General features: G+C 69.1%; 8 protein-coding genes and 1 pseudogene. 4 read left to right on the forward strand and 5 right to left on the reverse strand.

What is annotated here, in order from left to right; all coding sequences use genetic code 11:
* Window positions 1-21: 21 nt before the first annotated feature.
* From AB0436_RS05325 to AB0436_RS05335, 3 genes are read right to left on the reverse strand one after another with little or no spacing between them, the layout of a single operon-like run.
* On the reverse strand, window positions 22-975 hold the full coding sequence (locus AB0436_RS05325; protein ID WP_366466369.1) for a carbohydrate ABC transporter permease: 954 nt from the start codon (window positions 973-975) through the stop codon (window positions 22-24).
* Window positions 972-2015 (reverse strand): ABC transporter permease subunit, encoded by a 1044-nt coding sequence (locus tag AB0436_RS05330; RefSeq protein ID WP_366466370.1) that lies wholly within the window; start codon window positions 2013-2015, stop codon window positions 972-974. Before AB0436_RS05330 ends, AB0436_RS05325 begins: the two co-directional genes overlap by 4 nt.
* A 26-nt stretch (window positions 2016-2041) precedes the next feature.
* A complete protein-coding gene (locus AB0436_RS05335) occupies window positions 2042-3721 on the reverse strand; it encodes an extracellular solute-binding protein (protein WP_366466371.1) in 1680 nt (559 codons plus the stop codon).
* A 346-nt stretch (window positions 3722-4067) separates the two neighbouring features.
* On the opposite strand from AB0436_RS05335, the gene AB0436_RS05340 reads away from it, so the two are divergent.
* The gene (locus AB0436_RS05340; RefSeq protein WP_366466372.1) at window positions 4068-6896 is read left to right on the forward strand and encodes a glycoside hydrolase family 3 C-terminal domain-containing protein; all 2829 of its coding nucleotides are present in this window, start codon (window positions 4068-4070) and stop codon (window positions 6894-6896) included.
* Window positions 6897-7012: 116 nt separating this feature from the next.
* On the opposite strand, the gene yicI is transcribed toward AB0436_RS05340, so the two are convergent.
* The gene (gene yicI, locus AB0436_RS05345; RefSeq protein WP_366466373.1) at window positions 7013-9274 is read right to left on the reverse strand and encodes an alpha-xylosidase; all 2262 of its coding nucleotides are present in this window, start codon (window positions 9272-9274) and stop codon (window positions 7013-7015) included.
* Between the two features lie 509 nt (window positions 9275-9783).
* On the opposite strand from yicI, the pseudogene AB0436_RS05350 reads away from it, so the two are divergent.
* Window positions 9784-10014, forward strand: a pseudogene (locus AB0436_RS05350) (beta-N-acetylglucosaminidase domain-containing protein); the annotation flags it as partial.
* Window positions 10015-10063: 49 nt separating this feature from the next.
* Here the strand turns inward: AB0436_RS05350 and AB0436_RS05355 are convergent.
* A complete protein-coding gene (locus AB0436_RS05355) occupies window positions 10064-11302 on the reverse strand; it encodes an ROK family protein (RefSeq protein WP_366466374.1) in 1239 nt (412 codons plus the stop codon).
* Between the two features lie 278 nt (window positions 11303-11580).
* Here AB0436_RS05355 and AB0436_RS05360 point away from each other — a divergent pair, with 278 nt between their 5' ends.
* Together AB0436_RS05360 and AB0436_RS05365 are read left to right on the forward strand one after the other, a co-directional pair.
* Entirely contained in the window at window positions 11581-12732 is a 1152-nt protein-coding gene (locus AB0436_RS05360; RefSeq protein ID WP_366466375.1) for a CaiB/BaiF CoA-transferase family protein, read from the forward strand.
* On the forward strand, window positions 12729-13871 hold the full coding sequence (locus AB0436_RS05365; RefSeq protein ID WP_366466376.1) for an acyl-CoA dehydrogenase family protein: 1143 nt from the start codon (window positions 12729-12731) through the stop codon (window positions 13869-13871). The genes AB0436_RS05360 and AB0436_RS05365 overlap by 4 nt, the downstream gene beginning before the upstream one ends.
* The last annotated feature ends 20 nt before the right edge of the window (window positions 13872-13891 follow it).

The raw sequence follows: 13891 nt of genomic DNA on the forward strand, positions 1-13891 counted from the left end.
TTTCGGGGGTTCGAGCTCGGGTCAGCCCTTGACGGCGCCGGTGAGCATGCCCTTCTTGAAGTGCTTCTGGACGAAGGGGGAGAGGACGGCCACCGGTAGCAGCGCCATCACCATCACCGCCATCTGGATCGCGAGCGGCGAGAGCTGACCGGTGTTGATCTGTGCCTGGAGACCCACCGGGCGTTGCTGCATCTGCACCAGTTGGATCATCACGTTCTGCAGCGGCATCATGTCCTGGTCGGTCAGATAGATCGACGCGTTGAACCAGGCACTCCAGTAGCCCACGGCGTAGAAGAGGGCGATCACCGCGAGGACCGCCCGGGAGAGCGGCATCACGATCTTCCACAGGATCCGCCAGTCACCGGCGCCGTCGATGCGGGCGCTGTCGATGAGTTCCTGGGAGATGCCCATGAAGAACGCGCGCAGCACCAGGATGTTGAAGACGCTCACGGCGCTGGGCAGGATCAGCGCCAGGTAGGTGTCCATCAGACCGAGGGCCTGCACCAGCAGGTAGGTGGGGATGAGTCCGGCCCCGAAGAACATCGTCGTCAGCAGGGTCATCAGGATCCAGCGGTGGCCGAGGGAACCGCTGCGCGACAGGCCGTACGCACACAGGACCGACACCGTCATGCTGAACAGTGTGCCGACCAGGGTCACGCCGATGCTCACCAGGGCGGCCTTCTGTACCTGGCCGCCGCTGAGAAGTGACTCATAGGCGACGAACGTGATGCCTTTGGGGATCATCACCAGGCCGCCGGCCTCGTCGATGGTCTTCTTCGACTGGAGGCTGGTGACGATGACGATCCACAGCGGGAAGAGGATGGCCAGGCAGGCCAGGGTCAGGGCCGTCCCCTTACCCGCCAGTCCGGCCTTGGAGGGCGGTTCCTCCCAGACCGGGCGGGGCGGGGCCGCCCAGGCGCTCGGCTGCCTGACGCGTGGCGCGTCGTCGGACGGTGTGTCGAGAACGGCGGTCACTTCTTGTACACCCCCTGCTCGCCCATGAGATGGGCCACCTTGTTGGCGATCAGTACGAGCGCCAGGCCGACCACGCCCTTGATGAGCCCGGCGGCGGCGGCATAGCTGAAGTCCTGGTTCCGGATGCCGTTCCACCACACGTAGGTGTCGAGGACCTCGGAAGCGTGGACACCGACGGATTGTCGTTGGAGGAGCAGTTGTTCGAATCCGACGGTGAGGGCGTCGCCGACGCGCAGCACCAGCAGGAGGGCGATCACCGGTCGCAGGGCAGGCAGCGTGATGTGCCACATGCGCCGCCAGCGTCCGGCGCCGTCCATGGCGGACGCCTCGTACAGGTCGGTGGAGACCGAGGAGAGCGCGGCAAGGAATACGATGACGCCCCAGCCCGCGTCCTTCCAGACGCTCTGGGCCGTGACCAGGTACTTGAAGACCTCCGGGTTGGTCATCAGGTCGAAGCCCTCATAGCCGTGCTGGCGAAGGGTCTGCGCGATGATGCCGGCGCCGCCGAAGATCTGCATGAAGACGGTGACGACGAGGACCCAGGAGAAGAAGTGCGGCAGGTACATGACCGCCTGGGCGACCGCCCGCACCCGGGGCCTGACCACGCTGTTGATGAGCAGCGCGAGCAGGATCGGGACCGGGAAGTAGAGCGCCAGCTGCAGGGAGAACAGCACCAGGGTGTTCTGCACGGCGTGCCAGAAGGCCGAGTCGGCGAAGATCCGCTGGAACTGCTCGAAGCCGATCCAGGGACTCTGGAACATGGCGACGAAGCCGTTGTCGCTGAGGTACGGGTCGTAGTCCTGGAAGGCGACCACATTGCCGAGGATCGGTATGTAGCTGAAGACCAGGAGGAGCAGGACCACCGGCACCGTCATGAGGATCAGTACGCGGTCACGCTTGAATCTGATCTTCAGGCTCAGCTTGCCCGAGTTCTTCGGTCCGTGGGCCGGGGGTCCGACGGCGGCGCCGCCTGACGCCACCGGAGTCTTCGGGGGGGTTTTCGCCTCGGTCGTGCTCCGAGGCACCGTGCTGTGGGACACGGGCGTCTCCTTGCTTGAGCCCCGGATCAGTTCGCCGAGCCGTTTTCGTCGAGCAGCTTCTTGTACCAGTCGCGCAGGTCGTCGCCGCCCTTCTTCTTCCAGTCGGACACGGCCTGCTGCACATCGCTGATCTTCTTGCGTCCTCGCACGCAGTCGTCCTCGAGCTGCTCGAAGTCGTCGGCGAGGTTGGCCCAGCGGGTGGGCTCCGTGACGGTCAGCCCGAAGAAGGAGGACTTCTTGGTGAACGCGCCCATGCGTTGCTGCCACTCGACGATGCCCCGGGTGATGTCGGGGAAGTCGGGGTAGGCGACGTAGGGTGCGGGGTTGCCCGTGAGGTCGTAGGCGCCGCTGACCTCGTTGATGCCCTGCTGCGTCTTGACCGGCAGGCCGCGCTTCACCGTGTAGTCGGGTCCTTCGACGCCGTAGGCGGTGAGCATGAACTCCTTGGTGCCGTAAGGAGCGGCGCAGTAGTTGCAGAGCGCGAGGAAGTCCTTGATCTGCTGCTTGCTCGCCTTCTTGCTGACGAAGTTGAACATGCCGCCCGGCTGACCCGCCCACAGCGTGGGATCGCCGCCGTCGGGGCCGAAGATGTCGAATACACCCATCTCGAAGTCGGGATTCTGGGTCCGCTGTTCGGCCGTCTTGCCCCACCAGTCGGAGATGTTGTTGTTGTAGACAAGAACCTGTCCGGCGGTGAAGCGGTTGGCCGCGCTGCCTCCGGCCTTGCCCGAGACCGCGTCCGGGTGGACCACCCCCGCCGCGTAGAGCTTGCGCGTCCACTCCAGGCCTGCCAGGTACTGCTCGGTCTCGATGCGGTTGACGAGCTTGCCGCCCTCCATGTTCCACCACAGCGCCCGGTCGCTGCCCGGCAGAACACCGAAGATGTTGAAGGCCGTCCACTTCATGTCGTCGCAGGCCCAGACCTTCGACTTGGGCTGGTTCGCCTCCTTGGCCCAGGACAGGAACTCGTCGGGGCTCTTCGGGACGGTGTAGCCCTTCTTCTTGAAGAGGTCCTCGCGGTACATGGGGGCGATGCCGACGACGTAGGAGGACGGCATCGGGACTGCGCGGAGCTGGCCGCCGAAGATGCCACGCTGCCACGCCTCGGTGGGCACGGCCGCGAGGTTGGGGTAGTCCTTGATCTTGTCGCCTGACAGGTACGGTCCGAGGTCGGCGAACTTGGCGTTGATCGCGGTGGGTATCCGGCCCGTCAGGTTCCAGTCGGGCACCACCACGGCGTCGGGGATGTCGCTGGAGGCGAGGATCGCGCCGAGCTTCTGGTCGTAGGTGACGCCGTCCTGGTTCTGCCAGGTGACGTCGACGCCGACGGCCTTGTTCATGGCCGTGTAATACGGGTTGTCACCCTTCGGCGGGCTGCCCCAGAACGGGGCCATGATCTTCAGCTTGCCCCCGCTGCCCAGCTGCTTCGCCACCGAGGTCTTCAGCTCGGCCGTCGGGATCGCCTTGGTGAAGCCGGCCGGTGAGCCGTTCTTCGCCGGGATGTCCGGGGCGACGACGCTGGAGGCCACGAACGTCGGGAGGATCTTCTGTGCCGCCTTGCCCGAGGTGGTGCCTTCCTTGCGGCCCTCCTGTCCGCCGCCGCAGGCGGTGAGCAGCGGCATCCCGCCCGCCACCGCCGCGGCGGCGACCGCGGTGGAGGCGAGGAAGCTTCTCCGGCTCGGAGCGGGGGAGGAAATCTGCGTCATGGCGTGGACCCTTCGTGGCGCACCAGGACGACACGCGGCGGAGGCGGGTCGTTCGGCTCGTGTGTCTGAAGCGGGAGCGTGTCTGAGGAGAGGGTGTGAATCATCGCTAGGACGCGGACGGCTGAGCGTCGAAGCGCTTCGATGTTGCTGTGACATTAAGTGAAGGGGTCCGGGCGCACAAGAGTTGGTTTCAAGAAACCTCGGACGTATTCCCCGGTCCGTTCACCGGGGAGGTCACCTCGTGCACCAGTTGTGACCCCAGCACGTCTTGACACCCGGCCGTATCGCGACTCAGCATCGAAGCGCTTCGAAAGCTCAACGTCCCACCTTCCAAGGGGAATCGCCCGTGACCGAGCAACAGCCGCCCTTCCGCGACCCAGCGCTGCCGCGCGGCAAGCGCATCGACGATCTGCTGGCCAGGCTGACGCTCGATGAGCGGATCGCGATGCTGCACCAGTTCGCGCCCGCCGTGGAACGGCTCGGGGTGGCCGCCTTCCGTACCGGGCAGGAGGCCCTGCACGGAGTGGCCTGGATGGGGCCGGCGACGGTCTTCCCACAGGCAGTGGGGCTCGGTGCGAGCTGGAACGAGGATTTGGTACGCCGGGTCGGCGAAGCGGTGGGCACCGAGGCACGGGCGATGCGCACCCGGGACGACCGGGTCGGGCTCAACGTATGGGCGCCGACCGTGAATCTGCTGCGGAACCCGCTCTGGGGCAGGGGCGAGGAGGGCTACTCCGAGGACCCCGCCCTCACCTCGGCCATCGCCGTCGCCTACACGCGCGGGCTGCGCGGCGACGATCCGCGCTACTGGCGCACGGCGCCGGTGCTCAAGCACTGGCTCGCGCACAACAACGAGACGGACCGATCCACCGCATCGGCCTCGGTGCGCCCCCGGGTGCTCCACGAGTACGACCTCCGGGCGTTCCGCGACACGGTGCAGGCCGGTTCGGTGGCGGGCGTCATGCCCGCGTACAACCTGGTCAACGGTCGGCCCAACCATCTGTCGCCGTACCTCCGCGCCCAGTTGCGCTCCTGGACCGACCAGCCGCTGATGGTCTGCTCGGACGCCGGAGCCCCTTCCAACCTGGTCGACTCCGAGCACTACTTCGACACCCACGAGGAAGCCTCCGCGGCCGCACTCAAGGCCGGCGTGGACAGCTTCACCGATCACGGCACGGACTCCTCGATCATGGTCGGCCGGCTCCGCGGAGCCCTGGAGCAGGCCCTGATCGACGAGTCGGACATCGACGCCGCCGTGCGCAGACAGCTCGCGGTGCGCTTCTCGCTCGGGGAGTTCGACCCCGAGTCCGACCCGTATGCGGGGATCACACCGGATCAGGGTTTCGACACGCCCGAGCACCGGGCGCTCGCCCAGGAGGCAGCCGAGCAGTGCGTCGTCCTGCTGAAGAACGACGGCCTGCTGCCGTTGCCCGGCGGGCAGCGGATCGCGCTCGTCGGCCTGCTCGCCGACGAGTGCAAGCTCGACTGGTACAGCGGCACCCTCATGCACCGCTCCACCCCGCTCGACGGCCTGCGGGCCCGCTTCGGCGCGGGCCTGGTGATGCATGCCGAGGGCGCCGACCGGGTCCGGCTGCGGACCGCGGCCGGGTGGCTCCAGGTGCCCGAATCCGGTGAGCCCGGGCAGGCCGGCGGTTCGACCGAGGCGGCGCTCGATCCGGCGCTGCTCGCCGGCCGCACCGATCTGCCCCCGCTGACCTGCGGCGACACCCCGTCCGAGCTGGCGCTCATCGACTGGGGCGGCGGAGTGCTCACCCTGCGGGCGGCCGACGGACGCTATCTCTCGGTGGCCGACGACGGGTTCGTCAGGGCCTCCGCCGACCAGCCGGGCGGCTGGGTCGTGCAGGAGACGTTCAGCCGGGAGGAGCATGCGGGCGGGCACCTCCTCAAGCACACCGGGACCGGTCGGTACGTGTCTGTCGCCGCCGACGGCGCAAAGGTTGCCGAGCACGGCGATGTTTTCGAGATCGAGACGATCGAACGCGGCGCGGATGCGGTGGCCCGGGCGGCAGCCGACGCGGACGTGGTGATCGTGGTCGCCGGAAACGACCCGCACATCAACGGACGCGAGACCGAGGACCGTACGACGCTGGCCCTCCCCGCGCACCAGGACAGCCTCTTGCGCGCCGCCCACGCCGCGAATCCACGGACCGCACTGGTGCTCTGCTCCGCCTACCCGTACGCCGTGCCCGAAGCGGACGACCGGCTGCCCGCACTGCTGTGGACCGCACACGGCGGGCAGGCGGCAGGCACCGCACTGGCCCGGGTGCTGGCCGGCGACGTCTCCCCGGCGGGCCGGCTGCCGCAGACCTGGTACACCTCGGACGCGGAGCTCCCCGGACTGCTGGACTACGACATCATCGGCTCGCGCCAGACGTATCTCTACTACCGGGGCACACCGCTCTACCCGTTCGGGCACGGCCTGTCCTACGCGTCCTTCGGCTACGCGGACCTGACGGCCGAACGTGAGGGCGAGGCCGTGCAGGCCGAGTTCACGGTGACCAACACCGGCGACGTGGCGGCGGACGAGGTGGCTCAGCTCTACGCGCGGGCCGTGCACCCGTCGGTGGAGCGCCCGTCCCGTGAGCTCGTCGCGCACCGCAGGGTGCACCTGGCGCCCGGAGCGTCGCAGCGGCTGTCGTTCACCGTTCCGGTCTCCGCGCTCGGACACTGGGATGTCGCCCACGGCCGCTGGTCGGTCGAGCCGGGCACCTACGAACTGCTGGCCGGCGCGTCCAGTACGGACATCCGCGCGGTGGCGAAACTGGCCATCGACGGTGAACCCGCAGGTCCGCGCCCGGTACTGACCCGCGGCCTGGCGGCCGCCGACTACGACGAACAGCACGCCACCGAGATCGTGGACCGGACCAAGACGGCGGGCGACGCGGTGACACCGGTCACCGGGGCCACCGGTGAACTGCTCTACCGTCGCTGCGACTTCGGGCCGGCCGCGACCCGGGCCGGCGTCGTGGCGGCCGGCGAGGGCACCGTGGAGCTCTCGCTGCCGGGCAGCACGGTCACGTTCCGGATCCCGCCGACCGGTGGGTTGTACGAGTACACGACGGTCGAGGCCGGATTCGAGGCCTCCGGCGTGTGCGACGTACGTCTGAAGCTGCGCGGGCCGGTGCGGCTCGCGCATATCGGTTTCTCCGGCTGAGGGTCCGGAGAAACCACGGAGGCCCGACACCGAACTTCCCGTCCCGGTGTCGGGCCTCTGCGTTGTGCCGTTGTGCCACCCGGGGCCTGCTCGTCAGCGCCCCGGGACCCCGGCGGTCACCCCAGCGGCACGCTCACGACCCCGGCCCCCTCCGCCGAGGCACCTGCGCACTCCACCCGGAAGGGCCGGTCCGTCCCCTCGGCCGAGACCCGCAGCACGTCCCCCTCCCGCGCCACCCGGAACCGCGCGGCGGGCGCTCCCGCGTGGTCCGGCACAGTCACCTCGACCGGGCCGGACGGCTGGAAGACCCGCAGGGTCAGTTCGGCCAGCCAGTCGCCGTCCGGCCGCTGGTCGTCCGCTCCCCAGGGCAGCACCGCGCCGGGGCGCACATACAGCGGCAGGCTGTCGAAGCCGTGCCTCTCGTGACGCCACACCGGGCCGGTGACCTGCTCGCCGGTCAGCAGATGGGTCCAGGTGCCCTCCGGGAGGTAGTAGTCGACATCGCCCTCCGTGGTGAAGACGGGGGCCACCAGCAGGTCGGGCCCGAGCATGTACTGGCGGTCCAGCGGCACCGCGCTCGGGTCGCCGGGAAATTCCAGCAGCATCGGGCGCATCACCGGCACCCCGGTGCGGTGCGCCTCGGCGGCGGCTCCGTACAGATACGGCATCAGCCGGTGCTTGAGCAGGGTGAACTGCCGGGCCACGTCGACGGCTTCGGTACCGAACTCCCACGGCACCCGGTACGAGACGTTGCCGTGCAGTCTGCTGTGCGAGGAGAGCAGCCCGAAGGCCAGCCAGCGCTTGAACACGGCAGGGTCCGGAGTCCCCTCGAAACCGCCGATGTCGTGGCTCCAGAAGCCGAAGCCGGACAGCGAGAGGGACAGCCCGCCGCGCAGCGACTCGGCCATCGCGTTGAACGACGCGAAGCAGTCGCCGCCCCAGTGCACGGGGAACTGCTGGCCGCCCGCGGTCGCCGAGCGGGCGAAGACGAGCGCCTCACCGTCCCCGCGCTCCTTCTCCAGCAGGTCGAAGACCGTCCGGTTGTAGAGCTGCGCGTAGTAGTTGTGCATCCGCTCGGGATCGGAGCCGTCGTGCCAGACCACGTCGGTGGGGATGCGTTCGCCGAAGTCCGTCTTGAAGCAGTCCACACCCTGGTCGAGCAGGACGCGCAGTTTGCCGGCGAACCACTCGCGGGCCGCGGGGTTGGTGAAGTCGACCAGCGCCATGCCGGGCTGCCACAGGTCCCACTGCCAGATGTCGCCGTTGGGGCGCTTGACCAGATAACCCCGCTCTGCCACCTCCGCGAAGAGCGCGGACTTCTGCGCGATGTAGGGGTTGATCCACATGCTGATCTTGAGCCCGCGCTCCTTGAGCCGCGCCAGCATGCCCTCCGGGTCCGGGAAGACCTCCGGGTCCCAGGCGAAGTCCGACCACTGGTATTCGCGCATCCAGAAGCAGTCGAAGTGGAAGACGGACAGCGGGATCCCGCGCTCCTCCATGCCGTCGACGAAGGCGGCGACGGTCGCCTCGTCATAGGACGTGCAGAAGGAGGTGGTCAGCCACAGCCCGAACGACCAGGCGGGCGGCAGCGCCGGCCGCCCGGTCAGCGCGGTGTACCGGCGCAGCACGTCCTTGGGGGTCGGACCTGCGACGACGTAATACTCCAGGGACTGGTCCTCGACGCTGAACTGCACCTGGCCGACGGACTCCGAGCCGACCTCGAAGGAGACCTTGCCGGGGTGGTTGACGAAGACGCCGTAACCGCGCGAGGACAGGTAGAAGGGGATGTTCTTGTAGGCCTGTTCGCTGCTGGTGCCTCCGTCGGCCTGCCAGATGTCGACGGACTGGCCGTTCTTGACGTACGGGGTGAAGCGCTCACCGAGTCCGTAGATGCTCTCGCCGACGCCCAGCGCGAGCTGCGCGGCCATGTGATGGGTGCCGTCCTCGACGGTCGCGAAGGCGGTACCGCGGGATTCCACGGCGGTGAGCCGGCGGCCGTCGGCATCGAGGAACTGCAGGCCCCACGGTCCCTCGGTGTCGAGCCGCATGGTCAGCGGGCCGCTGGTCAACTCGGTGACGGAGCCGTCCCGGCGGGTGCCGGCAGCAGCCGTGGTGTCGGCGCCGACCAGTTCGAAATCCGGCCCGCGGCGGCTCTTTCCGGCATGGTGCGTGGCGCGTACGCCGATGACGCCCTCGGCCGGGGAGAAGCACTCCACGGTGATCAGCGGCGTGTTGAGCGTGTCACCGCGGGCCGCTACCCGTTTCACGGCGGCATACGCGGTGACCCGGTCGGCGCCGACCTGGAGATCTCGCACTTCGGTCGCGTACGAGGCGTGCACGCCCTCGCGCATGAGCCAGAAGCCGTTGGTGAACTTCATAGACGTTTCCTTGCGTGGTGCAGAAGCGAATCGGTCACAGGAGCCGGGCCGGAAGAGACCGGTTCTCACCAGGGGACGGCAGCGCTCTTCCCCCGCACTCCTGGATGTGCGCAGAACCGGATGTGCGCAAAACAAATTACGCGATGTCGAAGCGCTTCGATAGGCTTTCGTGCCCCGTGTGAGCTCCGGCGTTCCGGTGAGCGGCGCTCCCCGTGCGCGTTTCTGCCTCGGACCTTGGCCAGTGCTCTGGCCTTCAGGCGGAGCGAAGGCCATCCTTGGCCCGGAGGCGCGGAGCGCCGGAGTGCTCTACGCCTGCGGCGTGACGGTCAGACGGGACGCTGCTGGTTTTCGATGCCGCACAGGTGTCGGCGGACGTGGGTGTCGTACTTCCCCCAGCCTTCGGCCGGGAGGTGCTCCCAGGCGGAGCGTATGTGAGATGGCGTCCTTGAGGGAGTTGACCAGCTTGGAAAGCTGCATTGTGGGCGGGTAGCACGCGAGCAGGTGGAAACGACCGGCTGCTGCTCGGCCCGTTCAACGGACGGGAGAAGGACCTGGCGGAGCAGCTCGCCGGGATCATTGCCAACCCCCTGATCCAGTCGGATGCCTCGAAGCCGGCGCTGTTCACCGTCGCCGACTACACCGGGAACGACGGTGTGTACGACGCCCGCCGTTCCTACGAAGCGGCTGGACAGGAACTGTACGCCGGGCAGCGGGATGTGGAGCGGGCGCTGACGGCCTTTCGCGCGGGCGGGTCCCCGCCCGGTCCCCGCGGTGGGTGCGTGGACAGCGTCAGCCCGCCGGGCGCTCCGTGTGGGCCACCGGATCGGCCAGCACTTCCTGGACGATCAGCGCCGCAGCACCGCGGGCCGCGTCGCCCGCCACGGACGAGGCGCGGAGCCGGCCGCTGTCGCGCGGCCAGAGCCCGGAGACGACCCGCCCGGTGAGCTCCCGGTCGGCGCTGGGCGACAGCCAGGGCATCAGGCAGCGGTAGATGCCGCCGAGCACCACCGCGTCGGGATCGAAGAGGTTCACCGCACCGGACAGCACCCGCCCGAGCATCAGGCCGGCCTCCTCGACGGCGGCCACCGCCCGCCCGTCGCCGCTCTGCGCCCGCCGCTCGAGTTCCGAGACGCCGGTGACCCCGGCGGTCTCGTCGATCCCTGCGGCCCGTAGCAGCGCGGACTGTCCCGCGTACTGCTCGAGGCAGCCGCGTGAGCCGCAGCGGCACGCGGGGCCCGCCGCGTCCACCATCACATGGCCGATCTCGCCGGCGAAGCCGTGGGCGCCGCGCAGCAGTTCACCGTCGAGCACCAGTGCGCCGCCGACGCCGATCTCGCCCGACAGATAGAGGAAGCTGCGGACCTTGCCGAGGTCGCCGAACCACAGCTCGGCCAGTGCGGCGAGGTTGGCCTCGTTCTCCGAGCTCACCGGCAGCGCGCGGTGGGCCGGGCGGACGATCGACAGCGCCTGGGCGAAGATCCCCTCGGCCGCGACCCGGTTCCAGCCGAGGTTGGGCGCCTGGCGGACCGTGCCTCCGGCCACCAGGCCGGGCAGTGCCAACTGCACGCCGACGGGGCGCAGCTCCTGCTCGCGGGCGGACTCCAGAGCCCGTGCCGCGACCCGGGCGGCACGGGCCAGTACGTCGGCCGGCGGCGCGCCGCGGTTGTCGAGGTGCTCGGTGAGTCTGACCCGGTCGGTGCCCGCCAGGTCGACCACACACACCGACACGTAGTCGATGTTGATCTCGACGCCGATGCCGGCCGGCCCGGTACGGGCAGGTTTCAGTACGGTGCCGGGGCGGCCCGCGTGTCCGCTGAACGTCTTGCCCGACTCGGCGAGGAAGCCGCTCTCCAGTAGCTGCTCGACCAGCGAGGAGACGGCCGCCCTGGTCAGTCCCACCCGCCCCGCGACGCCGGCCCGGGTCGCCTCGCCCGCGTCACGGACGGCGCGCAGCACCAGGCTGAGGTTGTGCCGCCGAACGGTGTCCTTGTCGGCCTTGGGCCCGAGCGGCGTGAGGTTGTTCTTCATATCGTCGATGAGCCTATGCCCGTAGCCCTGCCGGGGATGCGCGGCCTCCTGCGAACTGTGCGCCACCCGGAAGGTCGGCACGGCCGCCTGCGGGCGGGTGGACGGGGCCGAGGTTAGCGTGAGAGCTGCTGACCGGCGCGGCCGGACGACAGCGGGCCCACGGACGACTGCTAAGCAATCGCTCAGTCAAAAGGCTTGTGCGAAGTGAAACACGTTCTTAATATCAGTTCTTAACATCTTCGGTGTCACATCAGTTGTGTCACAGCGCTGGGGGCTTGATGGCAGCGACAGCAAGCGGTCCACTGGCCGGGGTGCGCGTGGTCGAGCTCGCGGGTATCGGGCCGGGCCCGTTCGCCGCGATGCTCCTCGCGGACCTCGGCGCCGATGTCGTCCGGATCGACCGGCCCGGCGGCGCCGGGCTCGCCATCGACCCGGCATGCGATCTCACCAACCGCAACAAGCGCTCGGTCGTCATCGACCTCAAGGCGGCGGACGGCGCGGCCCGGGTGCTCGAGCTGGTGGACCGCGCCGACATCCTGATCGAGGGGTACCGGCCGGGCGTGGCCGAGCGGCTCGGCGTGGGACCGGCGCCCTGCCACGCCCGTAACCCGAAACTCGTGTACGGACGGATGACGGGCTGGGGGCAGCAGGGGCCGCTCGCCGATCGGGCCGGGCACGACATCGCGTACATCGCCGTCACTGGCACCCTCGGCATGATCGGCAGCGCTGAAGGACCGCCCGCGATCCCGGCCAACCTGCTCGGGGACTACGCGGGAGGTTCGCTCTACCTGGTCGTCGGTGTGCTCGCCGCACTGCAGCACGCGCGCGCGGACGGCGGCAACGGGCAGGTGGTGGACGCCGCGATCGTGGACGGGGCGGCACATCTGGGCACGATGATCCACGGCATGCTGGCGGCCGGCGTCTGGCAGGACAGACGTGGGGCGAACCTGCTCGATGGCGGTTGCCCCTTCTACGGCACGTACCGGACGTCGGACGGCGCCTACATGGCGGTCGGCGCCCTGGAGGAGCAGTTCTACGACGAGTTCACCGGTCTGCTCGGGGTCACCGGTGACGTGCCGGCCCGCAACGACCCGGCGCGCTGGGCAGAGCTTCGTACCGTCGTCGCCGACCGTTTCGCGACCAGGACGCGTGCGGAGTGGACCACGGTGTTCCAGGGCTCCGACGCCTGTGTGGCGCCGGTGCTCTCGCTGCGCGAGGCCCCGGAGCATCCGCACATCGCTGCCCGCGGAACCTTCGTCGAACACAGCGGAATGACGCAACCCGCACCCGCGCCACGCTTCTCCGCGACGCCGGGTTCCATCCGCCGGGGCCCGGCCGGGCCCGGCGCGGACACCGCCGAAGTGGCCCGGGACTGGGACGTGCCCGGCATCGTCGCAGCGCCGGAGAAGCCGGAGAAGGAGAACCGTTGAAGCGCCAGATCTTCACCGCCGACCACGACGCGTTCCGCGAGACCGTCCGCACCTTCCTCGCCAAGGAGGTCCTGCCGCACTACGAACAGTGGGAGCGGGACGGCATCGTCTCCCGGGAAGCCTGGCGGGCGGCCGGCCGACAGGGCCTGCTCGGACTCGCGGTGCCCGAGGAGTACGGCGGAGGAGGGAACACCGACTTCCGCTACAGCGTGGTCATCGCCGAGGAGTTCACCCGAGCCGGCGTGGCCGGACTGGCGCTCGGCCTGCACAACGACATCATCGGCCCGTATCTGACCGGCCTCGCCACCGACGAGCAGAAGCGGCGCTGGCTCCCCGGCTTCTGCAGCGGCGAGACCATCACCGCGATAGCGATGACCGAACCGGGCGCGGGCTCCGACCTCCAGGGAATCCGTACGAACGCCGAGGACCGCGGCGATCACTGGCTCCTCAACGGTTCCAAGACCTTCATCTCCAACGGGATCCTCGCCGATCTGGTGATCGTGGTCGCCAGGACCTCGCCCGACGGCGGTGCGAAGGGGCTGTCACTGGTGGTCGTCGAGCGTGGCACGGCCGGCTTCGAGCGTGGCCGCAACCTCGACAAGATCGGCCAGAAGTCCCAGGACACCGCAGAGCTGTTCTTCAACGACGTACGCGTGCCCAAGGAGAACCTGCTCGGCGAACTCAACGGTGCCTTCATCCACCTGATGACCAACCTCGCCCAGGAGCGGATGGGGATCGCCGTCGCCGGCATCGCGGCGGCCGAGCACCTGCTCGAGATCACCATGGAGTACGTCAAGGAGCGCGAAGCCTTCGGGCGTCCGCTGTCGAAACTGCAGCACATCCGCTTCGAGATAGCCGAGATGGCCACCGAGTGCGCCGTCACCCGCAGCTTCCTCGACCGCTGCATCGTGGACCACTCGGACGGGGAGCTCGACGCCGTACACGCTTCGATGGCCAAGTGGTGGGCCACCGAGCTGCAGAAACGGGTCGCCGACCGCTGCCTGCAACTGCACGGCGGCTATGGGTACATGACCGAGTACCGGGTCGCCAAGGCATTCACCGACGGCCGTATCCAGACCATCTACGGCGGCACCACCGAGATCATGAAGGAGATCATCGGCCGTTCGCTCCTCGGCTAGCCGACACGCGCCCCGCCCGT

The organism is Streptomyces sp. NPDC051322 (assembly GCF_040689485.1).
Lineage (GTDB): Bacteria > Actinomycetota > Actinomycetes > Streptomycetales > Streptomycetaceae > Streptomyces.